Source organism: Fibrobacter sp. UWH6 (assembly GCF_900142465.1).
Taxonomy (GTDB): domain Bacteria; phylum Fibrobacterota; class Fibrobacteria; order Fibrobacterales; family Fibrobacteraceae; genus Fibrobacter.
Window position 1 is genome coordinate 354,262 of the sequence record NZ_FRAX01000002.1, and the last position, 17,292, is coordinate 371,553.

Genomic DNA, 17,292 nt, shown 5'->3' on the forward strand with positions numbered 1-17,292 from the left:
AAACCTCAAAGCCCGCCAAGGCAGGCGACCTCATACCTCACGGCTAGTTAAAATTTTACGGCGAAAAATTTAGAAAATACATAAACAAAGTGTTTTCAAAATGTTATAATTCAAGTATGTTCGCACCTAAGTTTTCTCACAAGCCGATTTTGACCATCGCCATGGCAATTGCCCTAGGCGGATTCTATTCCACCGCATTCGCCCAGGGAGTTTTCGAAGGTTCCGGCGAAGAGGACAATAGTGGTTGCGTCGGCGACGGTTGCGGAATGGAATTTAACGAAGTTTCCAATTCTACGGATGATACGCAGAGCGACAACGCAAACGGTGTAGAGACTGTAGATGAAAACGGAGTAAAGACCGTCGTATACGGCACGGATTCAACCGCCCAGGATTCCGTAGCACAGGACTCCACCAAGGCAGCGGATTCCACGAAGGTAACAGAATTCTTCGATGACGAAGACACCCGCGCCAACTACGTGCAGGAAAACGCCAGCGAATACCGCGCCCGCAAAGAAGGCTTCTCCAAGTCCATCCAGTTCGGCTTCAGAGCCGGTGCCGGCGCAAACATGAACTTCCTCGGAAACCATACCGACGGCTGGAACGTAGGCTTTGACCTAGAAGCAGGCGCCATCGCCAAGCTCCCCATCGGAAACGATTTCTCTGTCGCCGCCGGCCTGGATTTCAGCTACCGCACCTACAGCTACGAAGGCGACAACGACTACAGCCACAACGAAGCAAGCATTTCTGAAATGCTGTTCCAGATTCCCGCCTTTATCCAGTACGCCTTCGATGAAGACGGATTCTTCCTGGGCCTGGGCGCAAACATCAGTCTCAAGATGTCAGGCGAAACCGAATTCAAGCAGACCGTCGACACCAAGGATAAACATTACAAGGATAAGCGCAGCAACACTATGCCCACCGTCGGCGTGGAACTGGGCAGCCTCCTGAACATCGGTTACGTTATCAATAAAAATCTGCAGGTCGACCTGCGCTATGTCCAGAACTACACAAACCTGCTGGACCAGGACGTTATCGCCGAATCCACCCTGATGAAAACCAAGCTCTTTACAAGCCACGTAACTTTGGGTGTAACTCTCCTACTTTAGAGACTAAACTTCCCGTTTCTTAAGTAAACTTTTTTTTCAACACTATTTTTACACGAATAAAATATTTTAGCTAGCTGGTATTCCAAGCTAGTTTTTTATTTTTACATCATGAATTTCAAGAAGTTTAGCCTTTTAGCAGCACTGACTATGGCGCTCTCCATGCCCGTATGGGCCCAGGACAGCGAAACTCCCAGCGACGATGAATGGGTCTCTGCCGACGACGCCAACAAGGCTCCCGTCGAAGAAGAAGCCACCTATGACGGCTCCGCCGACAGCGAATTCGCCAATGACGAAGAATACGCCAGCGCCTATGCCAAGTATAAGGCACAATCCACCAAGAAATCCGACATTGAACGTCAGCGTAACGAAGGTTTCGCTCGCGCCGTGCTCCTTGGCGTCCGCGGTCAGGTCGGCGCCAACACCTTCCTGGGTCACAACTCCGATGGTTGGGGAACCGGCTTCCAGATCGGTGGCGGTCTTCTGGTCAAGATGAACCTGGGCATCAAGCACTTGAGCCTGGTTCCAGAACTGACTTTCAACTACCGCTATTACACCTACGAAAAGGACATGGAGATTTACACCAACGAGGCAAGCATCGACATTATGATGTTTGAAATCCCCATGGTTGTCCGCTATACCGTCGAAGACTGGGGCTTCTTCATCGGTGCCGGTGTGAATCTCGGCCTGAAGCTCACCGGTTCCTCTGAATTTTCTACCAGTGGCGAAACTCGCGAAAATACGGTGGCCACCTCCGGCATGGAAGTGGGCGGTGTTTTCGACCTGGGCTACATGCTGACTCGCTGGGTCAGTCTCGACCTGCGATTTGTCTGGTGCTTTACCAGTCTGTTGAACGAAACCCTGGTGGCTGAAGAAGCATTCTCCGAATCAACATTGAACACATTCTACACCAGCGTCGGTGTAAGTTTCATGTTCTAAAAAAAGATTTGCAGATATTAAAAAGGCCTGTTCCAACGAACAGGTCTTTTCTTATGCATACCTATAAAAAGAAAGGCAAAGCCGCCAAGCCTAGCGCTTGGCTGCCAAGGTCTTCCGGAGCTTCTGGATTTCGCGTTCCATCAAGCGCTTTTCTACCGCAAAGAACCGGTCGTTCATCTGAATCGCATTCTTGTAGATTACGTCGGCAAGGTCCGCCTCTCCAGCCTGCAGAGCCATGATTACGCAATTGCGCAGGAAAAATTCATCCATGTCCTGCATCTCGTAATGGTCATAGAAGTCAGCCATCAAGAGGGCTGCCTTGGCGTAATCCTTGGCTCGAGCCGCTTCCGTGATGTTGAATTCATCCACAAAACTCTGGGGGAAGGCGCCAGCGGCAACCGCCTCACGAACCTTCACATAAACGCTGTTGGAATCGCGAACCTCCAGGGGAACGCCTCGCAGGTAGTCGGCATATTCCTCGCGGAACTTGGTGTACCCCACAGAGGCTTCCAGAACCGTATCTGCCGACGCCACCACCTGAGCCACCTCTTGGGCGGTAGAATCAGCCACGACGGGAGTGGCGTCCTTCATCAGCTGTTCCACATAAGCAATCAAGGCCATTTCCTTGAAGGCATCCTTTTCTTCTGCGGCCATGGCCTTCACGCGGGCAGGGCGACGCTTGGCAAAATCTTCCGGATCGAGATATTCCGGCCAGCAGACTTCACAGGAATCGAACACCTGCACGATGTGAGCCTCGGAGTGAACAAAGCGGGCTTCCTCGGCGCGATTATCCACCATAGGCACAAAGACGCTGTTGGGTTCAACACCATCAAGCAGAGACGAAACCATCTTGTTGGTAAACAGGAAGTTCCTTTCGCCAAAGAATTCCGGATCGCGATGAATGCGCTCAAATTCCTTCACCAGTACCGAGTCGGTGCTAAAGCGGCCGATACCCTTCTGGTAAACCGGCTGGTCGCTGGCGATCATGATAATATCCGGTTCATCCGTCGACTTGTACAAACTGACATAAGGGAACGTCTGGTCCAGAGCCTTCAGAATATTCAGGAACATCAGATCGTTAAATTCATAAGTCTGAATCCACTGCACCCAAAGTCCGCCCGGCTTCATATAGCGGCGCATCTTGGCGTAGAACTCGTGGGCAAAGAGACCGGCCACGCCGCTGACCCAAGGATTAGAGGGAACGCTAATGATCATGTCATACTGGCGATGATTCGTATGGAAGAAGGTCGTCGCATCGTCAATAAAAATGTGAATACGAGGATCGTCATATCCGCGGTTATTCCAGGGGTAAAAACCCTTGGCCAAATCCATCATGGCTTCTTCGATTTCAACGCAGTCAAAATCCTTCAGCAAGGGGTCGGCCAGCAAATAATGGGCACCCATACCGCTACCGAAACCCACCATGGCGGCATCGTAAGGTTCAGTCTTTACGGCCATGGGCATAAAGGCGGTTGCCGCCTGAGTCAGTTCATCACTGGAAATAGGCTGAGTGCGGTCCTTGTTCAAGCTGGCATCAGCCTTACCGTTAGTCTTCACATAATAGTGAACCTTGGATTCATGGAAGCTGATGGTCGCCGTCTTTCCATCAATGACACGAATCTTTTCATCGGGATGCAAGTTCTTGAAAGAACGGAATACGCCGGACGTTACCAGATGAGGATCGAAGTTCACAAAGAGGGTCGGCAAAACCATGGCGGCGGCAGCCACATAGAACATGACATTGCGACGCCAACGTTTGCGGTAAACGGCCAACAGAATAAAACCAATGGCAAAGTCCAGCAAGGCAGCCACCACAAGGGCACCCTTCAGCTGCAACAACGGCAAAAGCAAAAGTCCACCGCCAGCAGAACCGATAATGGAACCCAGAGTATTCCAGCCGTACACCTTGCCAATGGGAGCTTCGCTCTTGAAGGCACGAGTCAAGATCAAGGTAATCAGCGGCAAAGTCATACCGGCAAAGAAGCTGGTAGGCACCATCCACAGCAAAGACAAGGCGTACTTGAACAGACTCCAGCAAACGTAACCATCCGTAGTCGGATTAAAAATCTGGTTGGCCTCGTTCATCATGGCCCAGAACGGCTGATGGAAATACAGCGTACAGAGCGCAAAGAAAGCCATAAAAATCTGGGCCAGGGAAAGCACCACCAGAGAATCCTTCTTCAGGAGCTTACCGCTGACAGCACTGCCGATGGCAAGGCCCAAGATAAATGCAGAAAGCATCTGGTCAAAACTATGGCTAGAGCTCCCCATCAAAAGGGAAAGCAGTCGAGTCCACACAATCTCGTACACAAAACTGGTCAGGCCCGTTACCGCCGCAATCCACAGCCAGGCATTCTTAGGCGGCATGGGCAAGTTGTGCTTCGCCACAAAATCTTCGTTGGGGTCTTCTTCTTCGCCTTCGTCGTCAGTCGCATGCACAGGAGAAGTCGCCAATCCGATAAAACCGAAAACTGCAGCCAGCAAGAAGTTGATGGAAGCGGCCACAATCAACGTAGCATGATTACCAATTTCAGGAATCAGCAAGTAGCTGGTAGCCAAGATACCGATGGCAGAGCCCAGGCTGTTGGTAAAGTAGAGCATGGGCAGCGAAACTTCCGCACCGCTCTTGCGCATAAGGCCCGCAGCAATGAAGGGGAACGTCATACCCACCGCAATGGCAATGGGGAGCGTAGAACCTGTCGCCAGAATCACCTTGGCAATTTCTGCACCGCGAGAACTCAAAGACGCCGTAAACTCGGAGTCATAGAAAATTCCCGTCAGCCAGTTGTACATGGGGTGGTAAGCCACGCCGCCAATACCGATACCCAATTCCACCAAGCCGTAGCCCAAGAGCGGGCGCTTAGTCTTCGTCACCAGTTTTCCGGCAACAAAGCTACCGATGGCAAGGCCGCCCATGTAAATGCAGAGGGTCAGCACCTGACCGTAACTGGAATGTCCCAGGAACAATTTGAGGTAGCGCGCCCAGGAACCTTCGTAAATCAGGCCAGCAAAGCCCGACAAGGCAAACAGGAAATAAATCAGAATATTCATGGCGTAAATTTATACAAATTATGCCACTATAGTACAGCCCTCGTCAGGTTTATTCCATCTTGTTCAATAATCAAGATAAACTTTTGATTACGAACATGACTAGGCACTTGGACAATTATATCAAAACCGTTCATTTTCATTTCGTACAAAACCTGCCCATTCAGCGAGAACAGTCTCACGTTCTTTTCTCCTGGCACAGACGAACGAATGTGCAGGGATCCATTCCGCAGCATTGCCCTAGTACGAAACATCTGCGTAATAGACGGCTTTCCCGTTCCAAAAGGTTTCAAAGAGTCATTAATTTCAGCATAGCTAAATGAATAGGGAACACTCCGCGACGAAGACGATAAGTGAGGAACAAAAACCGCACTAGAACTTGAGCTCGAAATTTTTATTTCCTCCATATACGGCGTGGACCTAGAAACCTTGAACGTCACATAGTTCTTGTCTTCGGACTCCGTGATTTCGGATAGCGTAATATTCATGTTAAGGCCGTTGCGAAAAACAAAACCGTCAAATGAAGTGACATTCCCGGTTCCAGGGAACACGTCGGAGGGAAGGGCAGGGCCAGCATCATAGGAGCAAACCTCTCCACCAGCTAAAACCATCCTCATTCCTGACTTGGCCCTCACAAGATACTCACGAGCATGGCACCTAAAAGCATTTACCTGCATTTCCCAAGCTGAGTCGCTATAGTCCACATACCATATCAACATGCCGGAATTAGCTTGTCCCATGTCCCATTTTTTATTGGTTCGGAATTCCAACATATACATCTCATTATCATTTTCGGGATTGGTAATGGAAATCGCTACGTTGTCGTCCAACTTGTCCAAGCGTACAAATTCTTCATTTCCCAGTTCCGAGGGAACAAGCCAACCCATTAGCATTCTGTCGAAGGAAGAATACAGCGGCGAAGGATCTTTTGGTTGGTCCATTATCGACCAGGATCCAACAACAGTTGAGCCGTAACCAACACGAATGTCCGGTAAGCCAAGCATATGGCCGAACTCGTGAACGAAAATTAAAATACTTTTCTGTTCATCAACACTGGCAAAACGACGAACAAACAATTTGTCACTGATCTTGAGCGAAACCTTATGCATCGCAGGCCACAAGGAACGCTCAACATACGTTCTCTCCCCTGCATAAATAAAAGCAGAAAAATCAATATAGCCATCACCATCGTTGTCATACACAGAAAGATTCACACCCTGAGAAAGCAACGTATCAACAGCCTGGGAAAAAGCTAATTCAGCTTCATCTCCCGTAGTGTTCGAGGGGTTGTCATAAAATTCCTTGGCATTCGGAAGGGTTATGGGTCCATACACATCAAAAGAGGGGCGATACTCCCCCATGGAATTATAGACGTAGTAATCCCTGACACTGCCGAAATTGTCACCTTCCTTGAACCCTTCCTTGTTCAGAAAATCCGTATAGAAGTTCCTAGGATTTTCAATTGCGAACTTGACATCCTCAAACTGTACGAGAATAACAGGAACACGAACATCCCCTTGGGTAATATTCTTATTTAAAAGAGGATACGCCAAGCAAGCCGTTGCCTCAATCAACAATAAAACCGCAATATTAAAAAGCCGCATCAATCCTCCTGTATCCAATAGCAATAATCTAACCCGATTTGACAACAAACAAAGTAAAAGTTTGCTTACTTGTTTTCTTTATTATTGAAACAATCGACAGATGTCATCTTCTGATTAAAAACGAGTTGCAAACAAATATTTTTCAAAAAACATTTATTACAATTTACGACATCAATCTTACGATGGCGTTATGAAGGGCATTTTATTATTGACAATTATTTCTTTACGATAGAAGCCATCTTCTGGGTAAGGCGTTCCTTCCACGGAGTAAGGCCCACCACGTTATCCACCGGCAGCGAGAACGCGATTCCCTGGCCCATGGTATCAAGGCCAGCCTTCTGGTAAAGGGCATGGAGAACGTCATCCTTGATCTTTGCATCCACAAGGATCATGACGATTTCCTTTTCGGGCTGGATAGCGATGTGGAAAAGGGATTCCGCTTCCTTGTTTGCAGTTCCGCGTGCATTCAGGATGGTACCGCCGCGAGCGCCAGCTTCCTTGGCAGCATCCATCACGGCTTCAGAGAAACCCGCATTCACAATACAAAAAATGACTTCGTGATTGAATCCACTCATTGTTCATTTCTCCGGACCGCATCGCGGTTGTCGCTTAAAAAGTTAAAAATGGACTTACCGATAATGCTTGCCATGGGAATGGTATAGGCAATGCCCTTACCGCCCACGATGGTGTTAAACTTTTCTTCAAGACTGTCCAGGGCCGCGGTCAAGTTTTCGTCACCGATAATGCTAAAGATTACGGCACGGTCAGAATCCGTAAGGCCCATGGCAGTGGCAATTTCCTTGGGAGCCGTACCCTGGCCATAAACCACCATCTGCATATTCACGCCAAAACTCTGGATGTGGTCCATATAGAAATCAGCCTTGCTGCGGCTCACCACCGTAATCAGCACCTTCAGCTTATTCATTGAAACCCTGGAATGACCCGACTTTGCAGGGGCGCGACGAATGTACTTCTTTAAATCAGCCATACCTCTCCCTACATAAAGTCAATAATCTGTTCGTCATCCGCATCCTGGATACGACGCATCATCATTCGGTTTCTTACAAATCTAGAGGCCACCGCCTTAAAACCCAGAATCTGAATCGTAATCAGCGGAGTCATGGCCACCATGGCCACCACACCAAAAGCATAGCTCAAAATGCCACCTTCGCCATGAATGGCAGAGCAGGCACCAATGGCCAAAGGCAAAATAAAACTGGAAGTCAAGGGGCCGCTAGCCACACCACCGGAGTCAAAGGCGATGGCCGTATAAAGCTTAGGCACAAAGAAGGAAAGTCCCAAAGAAAGGAAGTAACCGGGAATAAGGTAATAGATTACCGGGAATCCATAAATCAGACGGATCATGGAAAGTCCGATAGAAATACCCACACCTACAGAAAGGGCGATCAACATGGAGCGCTTGGTGACAAGGCCGCCAGTAATTTCTTCTACCTGTTTATTGAGAACGTGAACGGCAGGTTCCGCAAGAACAACCACCATTCCAATCACAAAACCAGAGATCACCAGGGCACGGGGCAGTTGAGCCAGCTGTTGCCCCAATTCAAAGCCAATAGGCATAAAGCCCACCGCCACAGCCGTCAAGAAAATCACAAGTCCCACAAAGGTATATACGATACCGAAGCCGATCTGGGCCAGCTTGGCGCGAGAAAGCTTAAGCACCGTCAGCTGCAAGGTCACGAAGAACGCCACGATCAACCCAAGGGCAACCAGCACTTCCTTGGCAACGCCTGCCACCGCCGGCAAGAAATTCGCACCAAGGCTTGCGTCAATGGAATAAGCTTCTTCGGAAAGGGTATAAGTCAGGTCACCCTGAGCAAACAGAACAAGACCCATCAAGGCAAGCATGGGGCCAACAGAGCAAAGAGCAATCAGACCGAAGCTGTTTTCGCTGGCATGCTTACCGCCAATGGCACCAGCCACACCCACACCCAGGGCCATGATAAAGGGAACCGTAATGGGGCCTGTAGTCACACCGCCACTATCAAAGGCCAGCGGCACAAAAACTTCCTTGCCCAGCGAAACCATCAACATTCCCAACATGAACAGAACCATGTAGAAGAAGATGATAATCGCTGAAAGGTCCTTCTTAAAAACAATCTTGAAAATGGAAATCAAGAGGAACAGACCCACGCCGATACCTACCGTAGCAATCAGCATGGTAGGGTTCACAGCATTCTTCACCTGCTCCGCAAGCACCGACAAATCCGGTTCCGCAATGGTAATAAGCACGCCCATCACAAAGCAGACCGAAGCCAGCAACAGAACGCGGCGGGATTTGGCAAGACCGGAACCCATATGTTCACCCATAGGGGTCATGGCCAGGTCAGCGCCCAGGTTGAACAGGCCAATGCCCACCACCAGAAATACGGCGCAAACCGCAAAGACAACCATTTCCTTAAAGCTCAGCGACACCAGCGGCGTAAAGGAAACAATCAAGACAATCAGTGTTATGGGCAACACCGACGCAAAGGATTCCTTTAACTTAGCCAATAAAATTTTGAGCATCGCTCCGCAATATAGCTTTATTCGCTCACTGCAGGCGGCTCGACCTCCGGAGCAGCGGGTGCTTCCGTTGCGGGAACATCAGAAGCGGCGGGCTCTTCCATTTCGGGGGCGGGCAATTCTTCATACCCCTTGGCGGTCACATGTTCCTCGGGAACAAAACTCATCACGCGGCGGATATCGTCAATGGCGTCATCTGCAAATGCCTTCAGCAGTTCATAGACGGCCTCGGCAAAATTCCTCATGTCGTCGCCTTTATAGTTCCTGGATTCATCGTAAGCCTTACGCCAGATAAAGCCCTCGGATTCAGTCTTACGCAAGGTGAAGGTAACGGCCAGACGGGCAAAGCGATCGTTTCCGCGGTCCACTTCTTCCACGGCATTCACATGGGTCATGAATTCCAGATCCGGCTTGACAGCCACATCCACATCCAGTACGCCAAAGAGGGCCGAAGACTTCATCATAGAAGTCACAGACTGTTCCACCAGAAATTCCGGGCGGGCAGCCCACACGGAATAAGTGTAGAACATGAAGTCATAAGGCGATTCGCGATACACGATATTGTTTCGACGGTAGGCCGGGTCTACAGAGGCATGGGTCACCATCAAAGTGTAGGGGAACACCGGATCTGCGGTAGCCTTCTTCACCTCGGGAACAGGCAGCATGTAATATTTGACTTCCCTATCAGGGCCGCCAAAGCAACCCGTGAGAACCATCGCAACGGCGCAAGCCATCCAAAAGGCAATCTTACCCATCATTACTTCTCCCTATCAGAAGCCTTGGGACTGCGAATCAGGCTAGAGGGCTGATTCTTGATCTTCTGGCTGAAATCGTTGAGGTTTTCCAGAATGGCATTCAGCTGCTTAAGAGCATCTGCAAAGTTCGTCTGGTTCTTATACAGGAACACATCCACTCTCCTGGACATAGCTTCCAGCGAATGCAAAGTCTTGACCAGGTCGTCGTTCATCTGCTTGGTATCGAGAGCGGCCATCTTCGCCTGGATCTGGTCCAGCGTATTCTTGACTTCTATAGCCAAGTGGGACTCGTCAAGTTCTGCGGTAATGCGCTTCAGGGAACCCATAGACGTATCCAGTTTTGCTACCGGAGCCTCCATGGACTTCACCAGACGATTGCCGTTATTCAAGAGAGCGTTTCCGGTAGCCACCATGGTCTTGGTGCCGGCGGAGGCCTCTTCAAAATTAGAGAGGGTGCGTGAAATCTTCTTGGCATTCTTTTCTGACAGAACGTTGTTCAAATTATCCAGAAGCATTTCGATGCGGGCCACCAAGTTTTCTGCCTGGCCCGTAATTTCGCTGATGCGGTTCACGCCCGCCTGAACAAAGGAGCCATCGGGAAGATTTTCTTCTGCGGCATCGCCACCATTCAAAATCAGGTAGCGGTTTCCCGTCAACGAAATACCACTCGTCATCTGCACCTGGGTACCCGCCTTAATAGGCGTTTCGGGGCTTACCTCAAACCAGACCATCACATTGTTCAAGTTCTTCGGGTCAATCAGAATCTTGCGCACATGACCCACATCGATACCGTTCAGCATCACGCGGGCATCCACCGACAGACCCTGCACCGATTCAGAGAAAATCGTGTAATAGGTAACTTTCTGATTGTGGATCTTTTCACCAATCAGGTAGCCCACAAAGCCCACAATTCCCACAAAACACAATAGCAGGAATAAACCTAGCCTTATTCGTTCCGCTTTCGTAGTTTCCATAAGTTATCCTTTCCTACCCTCAGTTTTCAAAGTCAAAATTTATAAATCCGGCATTACCCAATTCATCGGGGCATTCACGCCTAAAGAACGTCCGGATCTCGGGAATATCCGATTCCAACCCCTGCTGCAGATTTCCATCCAGAAGGACCTCGCCCTCCTTCAAGAAAATGAACTTGTCGCAGATGGTCTTGATGCTTTCAAGTTCGTGAGTCACGATGACCACCGAAATCTTCAAGTCGTCCCGCAGTTCCAAAAGCAGTTCGTCCAGGGACCTGGCGGTAATAGGGTCAAGACCTGCAGACGGTTCATCACAGAACAGCAGTTCAGGTTCCAGCGCCAGGGCGCGGGCAAGGGCCGCACGTTTACGCATACCGCCCGAAAGTTCCGACGGATACTTGTTAAAGGCATGAAGCAGATGCACCTTCTCCAAACGATCTGCAATCACATCGTCCATGATGCTCTTGGGAATCCCCGGCTTGTGACGTTGCAGGGGCAAGGCCACATTCTCGGCCACAGTTAGACTTGTTAACAAGGCGCCACCCTGGAACAGCACTCCCGTACGCTTGCGAACTTCATCGGGAATAGGGACCGTAGCAGGATAAGCTTCCCCAAAAAAGGAGATGTTACCGCCAAGGGGTTTTTCTAACTGTAAAATATTATTCAGAAGCGTCGACTTGCCGCAACCGGAACCGCCAAGAATCACGCGGATCTCGCCGGCAGCCACCTCGAAGCTTACGTCCTTCAGGATCACCTTGCGTCCGTAGCCCGCCTTCAAATGTTCCACTTTCAATAAGGGAGTCATAAAACCTCTAGTAGAATATGAAGGAGAACAGGGCATCCGCAAGGATGATACCCGCAATGGAATAAACAACGCAGACCGTGGTGGCCTTACCCACCGAATCGGCACCGCCTCGAGCCCTGAAGCCCTGGAGGCAGGCAATCAAGGTCACGATCCAGCCAAACACCATGGACTTGACAACGCTCTTGAACAACAGCACCATGGGCAGGGCCCCGCGCAAACCTTCCCAGTAATTGCGGGGCGAAATTTCACAAATCCAGAACGCCACCAGAAAGCCGGCAAAACAGCCAATCACCGATGCCATAAAGGAAAGAATAGGCACGGCGATAGTCATGGCCTTAAAGCGGGGCAAGATCAAATACTGAACCGGATGGATACCCATGGTACGCAAGGCCTTGATTTCTTCGGCCACGCTCATACTGGCGATTTCTGCCGTAATGGAACTTCCGGAACGGCCCGCCAAAATGATGGAAGTCAGCAGGGGGCCCATTTCGGCAAACATCAAAAAGCCCACACCCACAGAAAGGTAATCGGCGGCACCGAAAGTATTCAGCTGGTTGGCACTCTGGAGCGCCAAGGTAAAACCAATCAGAAATACCAACAAGAAGACAATGCCGGCAGCCTCGCTACCCAGGCGCAGCAACTGTTTGGCCACACCGCCAAAAGGCAAGCGCTTACGATCAAAACGGCCCACAAAAGTCCAATAGACACTTTCGCTGAGCAGGTAAAGCAAGGTCTTCAAGGTATCAATGACTTCAAAGCCCATCCACCCCAGACGTTCGACGAATCCTGCGGCCTCGGCGATTTCGCCGGCAGGCACGTCAATTTTACGTACCCTCGACAATTCCGCCTTTATTTCCGGCGAAAAATTCGCAAGTTTCAGACGATGTCCGAGACGTTCCGCTTCCAGGGCTAACTTTGCGAACAGGGCCTTGGATTCCAGATCCAGCCCCACGAAATTGGCCCCATCCAATCGCAAATCTGACCTCCTCAGAACGCGCATACACTTGCCAAGCCAACTTGACAACTGCTTCGGAGCAATCCGTTCCGGGAGCGTTAATGTAACCAAATCCTCCATAAGCAAAAAGTAATATATTTTTTGACATTTCTATATAAGTCTCACTTTTTTTGCAACCGCCAAAACACCACAATCATCAAAAGTGCGAAATGAACACAAATCTGGTCGAATCCACAATCATCCAAAAGCTGAAGCTCGGTAGCCGCGAAGCCCTGGCCCTCCTCTGGCAGGACCACAGCAAGAACGTACTGAACCTGGCCTTCCGCATGATGAAGGATCGCGACCAGGCCGAAGACATCCTGATGGACGTATTCGTTCAGATCCCCAAGGCGATACATAAATTTCGTGGAGAATCGGCGTTGAACACCTGGCTGTACAAGCTAACCGTAAACGCCTGCCTCATGAAACTTAGAGCGCAAAAAAGACATAGCGAACTTGAAAGCGAAAACGCCCTCCTCATTATAGAAGAGGCTCTAGGCCAGAACGAAGGCGAGAACATTGACATTCCAGGCCACACACAGAACGAAGCCGAGCATTACGATCCGGAACTTCTGTCCCAAGGTCTGAACACCTTACCCGCCGAAACACGAAGCATGCTCTGGCTCAAGGATGCCGAAGATTTAGACATCAAGGACCTTTCCGAGGTTTACAACCTCCCCGAAGGAACCATCAAGGCAAAACTCAGCCGAGCCCGCCACCGTATCAAAGACTTTATAAGGGAGCGAATCCACCATGCAAAACAAGCTTGATTTTTCTAGTCTGGAACAGCTCACCCCAAGAGCAGACTCCTGGGAAAAAGTCTGCGCCCGCCTGGACGCGGATTCCAGCAAGGTAGACGCCCTGCCCAGCAACCTCATCCCCTTCCGCATCATGAGTGCCATCCCCCTGGCCGCAAGCCTGGTGCTGATCGGTATTAGCGTTCTCATGACCGCATTCTCCAACACCTCCGAGAATATTTCCATCAGCACCATTACTTCTACCGAGGTATCCAGCTGGTATCATGGTCTGGGCAGCGACAACGACAACGACGATTTTGACACATTGGACGAAAACGTAACCCTCAGCTATTTCTATAAGGACGCAAAATAATGAAAGGATCAGCAAAACTCTTTATCGCAAGCCTCATCGTGTTCGCCGCCTCCGCCGGATTCTTCGCAGGATCCGTATGCATGAAACCCTGCCCCAAGGGCCCCATGGCCATGGAAGGCTTCCAACCGGGCATGATGCCGCCGCCTCCGGGATTTGACGGTAAGAATCCTCCCCCGGAAATGAAGGGTCCCATGGGCCAGCACGGCCCCAAGGGTCACAGAGGCCCCCACGGTCCTAACGGTCCTGACCGCGAAATGATGGACTCCTTGCTGCAGGTCACCGCCGACCAGAAGGTAGCCCTCGAAAAGAACCGCACCGAAGCCGAGGAAACCCTGAAGACCCTCCGCAAGAATAAGTTCGAGGCAGAAAAGGCCCTGGGCGAAGCTCTGAACACCGAAGACATCAAGGCCATCGAAACGGCAAAGGCAAACGTCCTGTCTGCCGACAAGGCCCTGCTGGACCACCGCATCAATTCCATCGCCGCCCTGAACAAGATCCTGACCAAGGAACAGCGCGAGAAGTTCCGTGCCTTCCACAAGGAAGCCATGAAGAAGTTCAAGGATCACAAGGGTCATGGTCCTAAGCCCGGCACGGGTCCCGATATGGGCCCCAAGTTCGAAGGCGAACCCCGGGAATAACAGACGAATTTCCTTGATAAGCAACAAAGGCCCCGGCAATTGCCGGGGCCTTTTCCGTTAAATTTTTTGTTGTGCGTTAAATGTTAAAGTCTAATTGTTAAACGAAGGCGAATATTACCAGGAGGGCCGTCGCAACAGCGAGAACGCCGCTGATGAAGGCTTCCACCTTCGGGCCATACTGCTTTGTCTCAGTATGCGTCTCATCTTGAAAACGCTGTTCCATAATACCTTCCTTTACACCACAGGGTTTCCCATCCCTGTCTTTACAAATTACAAAATTTCTCCATTCTTGAGGTGAGTTTCGTCACAGAAATCTATGGACTTTCCATCCACGAGTATTAGGGGTTGGAATATTAGAAATTGTCTTATTCCAACTTTTTCTATATTTCCGCCCGTATTTAACTCCCGCCTAGCGGAAAGGATTAAACTATGTCTAAACTGACTGATTCTATGGAATGGAAGGCTCTCGAAGCCCACTCCGAAGTTGCAAAGACCTGGCACATGAAGGAACTCTTCGCCAAGGATCCCAGCCGCGCTGCCAAGTTCAGCGCCGAAGCTTGCGGCCTCTTCCTGGACTACTCCAAGAACATCATCACTGACGAAACCATGGCCAAGCTCCAGGACCTCCTGAAGTCTGCCAACTTCGAAGAAATCCGCGCTAAGTACTTCGGTGGCGAAAAGATCAACACCACCGAAAAGCGTGCAGTTCTCCACACTGCTCTCCGCTACAAGGGTAACGATCCTATCTGCGTCGACGGCAAGGACGTTATGCCCGAAGTCCGTGCTGTTCTCAAGCACATGGAAGAATTCACCAACCTGGTCCGCAACGGTTCCTGGAAGGGCCACACCGGCAAGTCCATCAAGTATGTGGTGAACATCGGTATCGGTGGTTCTGACCTTGGCCCGGTGATGGTTACCGAAGCCCTCAAGCCCTATGCTGGCGAAAACGCTCCCGAAGTGTTCTTCGTTTCTAACATCGACGGCACCCACATGGCAGAAACCCTGAAGAAGGTCAACCTGGAAGAAACCCTCTTCATCGTCGCTTCCAAGACTTTCACCACCCTCGAAACCATGACCAATGCAGAAACCGCCAAGGCTGCAGTTCTCAAGGCTTTCAACGGCGACGAAAAGTCCATCGCCAAGCACTTCGTTGCTCTTTCCACCAACACCGAAGCTGTTTCCGCTTTCGGTATCGACCCGGCCAACATGTTCGAATTCTGGAACTGGGTTGGCGGCCGCTACTCTCTGTGGTCTGCAATCGGTCTGTCCATCTCCCTGCGCATCGGCTTCGATAACTACATGAAGCTCCACCAGGGTGCTTACGAAATGGATCAGCACTTCAAGACTGCTCCTGCCGACAAGAACCTGCCGGTTATCCTCGCCCTCATCGGTGTCTGGTACAACAACTTCTTTGGTGCATCCAGCTACGCTATGCTCCCCTACGACCAGTACCTCCATCGCCTGGCCGCCTACTTCCAGCAGGCTGACATGGAATCCAACGGTAAGTTCGTTGACCGCGACTGCAACCGCGTCGACTACCAGACTGGTCCGATCCTCTGGGGCGAACCGGGTACCAACGGTCAGCACGCCTTCTATCAGCTGATCCACCAGGGCACCAAGATGATTCCTTGCGACTTCATCGCCCCGGCAAACAGCCACAACGCAGTTGGCGATCACCACCAGAAGCTGCTCTCCAACTTCTTCGCTCAGCCCGAAGCCCTCATGAACGGCAAGACTCAGGAACAGGCTGCAGAAGAACTCCGCAAGGCAGGCAAGTCTGAAGAAGAAATCGCTTTCCTCGCTCCCCACAAGGTGTTCGAAGGCAACAAGCCCACCAACTCCATCATGATGGACTACGTTTCTCCGGAACGTCTCGGTGCTCTCATTGCCATGTACGAACACAAGATCTTCACCCAGGGCGTTATCTGGAACATCAACAGCTACGACCAGTGGGGTGTTGAACTGGGTAAGCAGCTGGCCATGAAGATCCTCCCGGAACTGAAGGCTGACACCGAACTCAAGCACGACTCTTCCACCAACCAGCTCATCAACTGGTTCAAGAAGAATCAGAAGTAAGCTTAGCTTCCCTAGAGATTGCAAAAAAACACAGCAACAGTGACCTCGGACGAGGCCACTGTTTTTTTGTTTAAACCTTTTCAAAAAAAAGATATATTAGGGAATAATTTAAAAGGAGTCTTATGAAAAAAATCGCTTTTGTAATATCTGCGGCAGCTGCTGTAGTCTTGATGCAAGGCTGTGCCGCTTCCGGTATATCAGCCGCCCGTTATTGGGACGGCCACAAGTTCCTGATGCTTGAAGATCATTGGGGCGAGCCTACAGAAAAGCAGGAAGCCGAAGACGGTTCCTACCGGGCAATATTCCGTGCCGGCGAAGATTGCACCGCAACATTCTACGTCAACCAGGCAGGTATCATCACATCTCACAATTTTGTAGGACAATCCTGCAGTTTCGACGCCTACAACCGCCTGAAGAATATCGAGCACTAATCTAATAGGCACGCGAAGCGTGTCATTCTGATTACGCATTGAAATCGAGGCTTCTGAATTTACATTCTTTTAACAAAGTAACTCTTGCCAAATTTTAGATAAATTCTAATATTCATCCCGAGCGTTACGAACAGCCTCCTGAACACTTGAGTTAATCAAGTGTTTTTTCTTATAGGAGACAATATGCACATTCAAAAAACAACAAACATCATCGGCAACAACGAATCCCCCAAAACGGAAATCGCGTCTCTATTGGCGGATTGCGCCTTCAAGTACGTGTACACCCGAGACAATC

17 protein-coding genes are annotated in these 17,292 nt (G+C 50.2%); 7 read left to right on the forward strand and 10 right to left on the reverse strand.

Annotation, left to right across the window (positions count from 1 at the left end):
* Positions 1-116: 116 nt before the first annotated feature.
* Positions 117-1,106, forward strand: coding sequence for an outer membrane beta-barrel protein (locus BUB73_RS03390; protein ID WP_073283579.1), 990 nt, complete (start codon positions 117-119; stop codon positions 1,104-1,106).
* A gap of 108 nt (positions 1,107-1,214) precedes the next feature.
* Positions 1,215-2,042: an outer membrane beta-barrel protein gene (locus BUB73_RS03395; RefSeq protein WP_073238593.1), complete on the forward strand. Its 828-nt coding sequence runs from the start codon at positions 1,215-1,217 to the stop codon at positions 2,040-2,042.
* Between the two features lie 90 nt (positions 2,043-2,132).
* Here the strand turns inward: BUB73_RS03395 and BUB73_RS03400 are convergent, their stop codons facing one another.
* From BUB73_RS03400 to BUB73_RS03440, 9 genes are all read right to left on the reverse strand, one after another.
* Positions 2,133-5,093 (reverse strand): fused MFS/spermidine synthase, encoded by a 2,961-nt coding sequence (locus BUB73_RS03400; RefSeq protein ID WP_073283583.1) that lies wholly within the window; start codon positions 5,091-5,093, stop codon positions 2,133-2,135.
* Positions 5,094-5,119: 26 nt separating this feature from the next.
* Positions 5,120-6,694, reverse strand: a complete 1,575-nt coding sequence (locus BUB73_RS03405; RefSeq protein ID WP_073283586.1) for a M6 family metalloprotease domain-containing protein — start codon at positions 6,692-6,694, stop codon at positions 5,120-5,122.
* 215 nt (positions 6,695-6,909) lie between these two features.
* Entirely contained in the window at positions 6,910-7,269 is a 360-nt protein-coding gene (locus BUB73_RS03410; RefSeq protein ID WP_073161522.1) for a P-II family nitrogen regulator, read from the reverse strand.
* A complete protein-coding gene (locus tag BUB73_RS03415) occupies positions 7,266-7,682 on the reverse strand; it encodes a hypothetical protein (protein ID WP_073161521.1) in 417 nt (138 codons plus the stop codon). The genes BUB73_RS03410 and BUB73_RS03415 overlap by 4 nt, the downstream gene beginning before the upstream one ends.
* Positions 7,683-7,690: 8 nt before the next feature.
* The gene (locus BUB73_RS03420; protein WP_073161520.1) at positions 7,691-9,220 is read right to left on the reverse strand and encodes a DUF1538 domain-containing protein; all 1,530 of its coding nucleotides are present in this window, start codon (positions 9,218-9,220) and stop codon (positions 7,691-7,693) included.
* Between the two features lie 17 nt (positions 9,221-9,237).
* On the reverse strand, positions 9,238-9,975 hold the full coding sequence (locus tag BUB73_RS03425) for an ABC-type transport auxiliary lipoprotein family protein (protein WP_073283589.1): 738 nt from the start codon (positions 9,973-9,975) through the stop codon (positions 9,238-9,240).
* Entirely contained in the window at positions 9,975-10,946 is a 972-nt protein-coding gene (locus tag BUB73_RS03430) for an MlaD family protein (protein WP_073238572.1), read from the reverse strand. The genes BUB73_RS03425 and BUB73_RS03430 overlap by 1 nt, the downstream gene beginning before the upstream one ends.
* Positions 10,947-10,965: 19 nt before the next feature.
* Positions 10,966-11,748, reverse strand: coding sequence for an ABC transporter ATP-binding protein (locus BUB73_RS03435; RefSeq protein WP_073161517.1), 783 nt, complete (start codon positions 11,746-11,748; stop codon positions 10,966-10,968).
* A 7-nt stretch (positions 11,749-11,755) separates the two neighbouring features.
* Positions 11,756-12,724 carry an MlaE family ABC transporter permease gene (locus tag BUB73_RS03440; RefSeq protein ID WP_175549746.1) on the reverse strand — a complete coding sequence of 323 codons (969 nt, stop codon included), beginning with the start codon at positions 12,722-12,724 and terminating at the stop codon, positions 11,756-11,758.
* Positions 12,725-12,912: 188 nt separating this feature from the next.
* On the opposite strand from BUB73_RS03440, the gene BUB73_RS03445 reads away from it, so the two are divergent.
* The 3 genes from BUB73_RS03445 to BUB73_RS03455 are packed head-to-tail and all read left to right on the forward strand — an operon-like array spanning position 12,913 to position 14,490.
* Positions 12,913-13,512, forward strand: a complete 600-nt coding sequence (locus BUB73_RS03445) for an RNA polymerase sigma factor (RefSeq protein ID WP_254793757.1) — start codon at positions 12,913-12,915, stop codon at positions 13,510-13,512.
* The gene (locus BUB73_RS03450; protein ID WP_073161515.1) at positions 13,496-13,852 is read left to right on the forward strand and encodes a hypothetical protein; all 357 of its coding nucleotides are present in this window, start codon (positions 13,496-13,498) and stop codon (positions 13,850-13,852) included. Before BUB73_RS03445 ends, BUB73_RS03450 begins: the two co-directional genes overlap by 17 nt.
* Positions 13,852-14,490, forward strand: coding sequence for a Spy/CpxP family protein refolding chaperone (locus BUB73_RS03455; protein ID WP_073238566.1), 639 nt, complete (start codon positions 13,852-13,854; stop codon positions 14,488-14,490). Before BUB73_RS03450 ends, BUB73_RS03455 begins: the two co-directional genes overlap by 1 nt.
* Positions 14,491-14,587: 97 nt before the next feature.
* Here BUB73_RS03455 and BUB73_RS17805 read toward each other — a convergent pair whose 3' ends face one another.
* The gene (locus BUB73_RS17805; protein WP_254917582.1) at positions 14,588-14,713 is read right to left on the reverse strand and encodes a hypothetical protein; all 126 of its coding nucleotides are present in this window, start codon (positions 14,711-14,713) and stop codon (positions 14,588-14,590) included.
* Positions 14,714-14,919: 206 nt separating this feature from the next.
* Between BUB73_RS17805 and pgi the strand changes: the two genes are divergently transcribed.
* Both pgi and BUB73_RS03465 read left to right on the forward strand, forming a co-directional pair.
* Positions 14,920-16,566 (forward strand): glucose-6-phosphate isomerase, encoded by a 1,647-nt coding sequence (gene pgi / locus BUB73_RS03460; RefSeq protein WP_073161513.1) that lies wholly within the window; start codon positions 14,920-14,922, stop codon positions 16,564-16,566.
* Between the two features lie 122 nt (positions 16,567-16,688).
* Entirely contained in the window at positions 16,689-16,997 is a 309-nt protein-coding gene (locus BUB73_RS03465) for a hypothetical protein (protein ID WP_073161512.1), read from the forward strand.
* Positions 16,998-17,292: the final 295 nt, after the last annotated feature.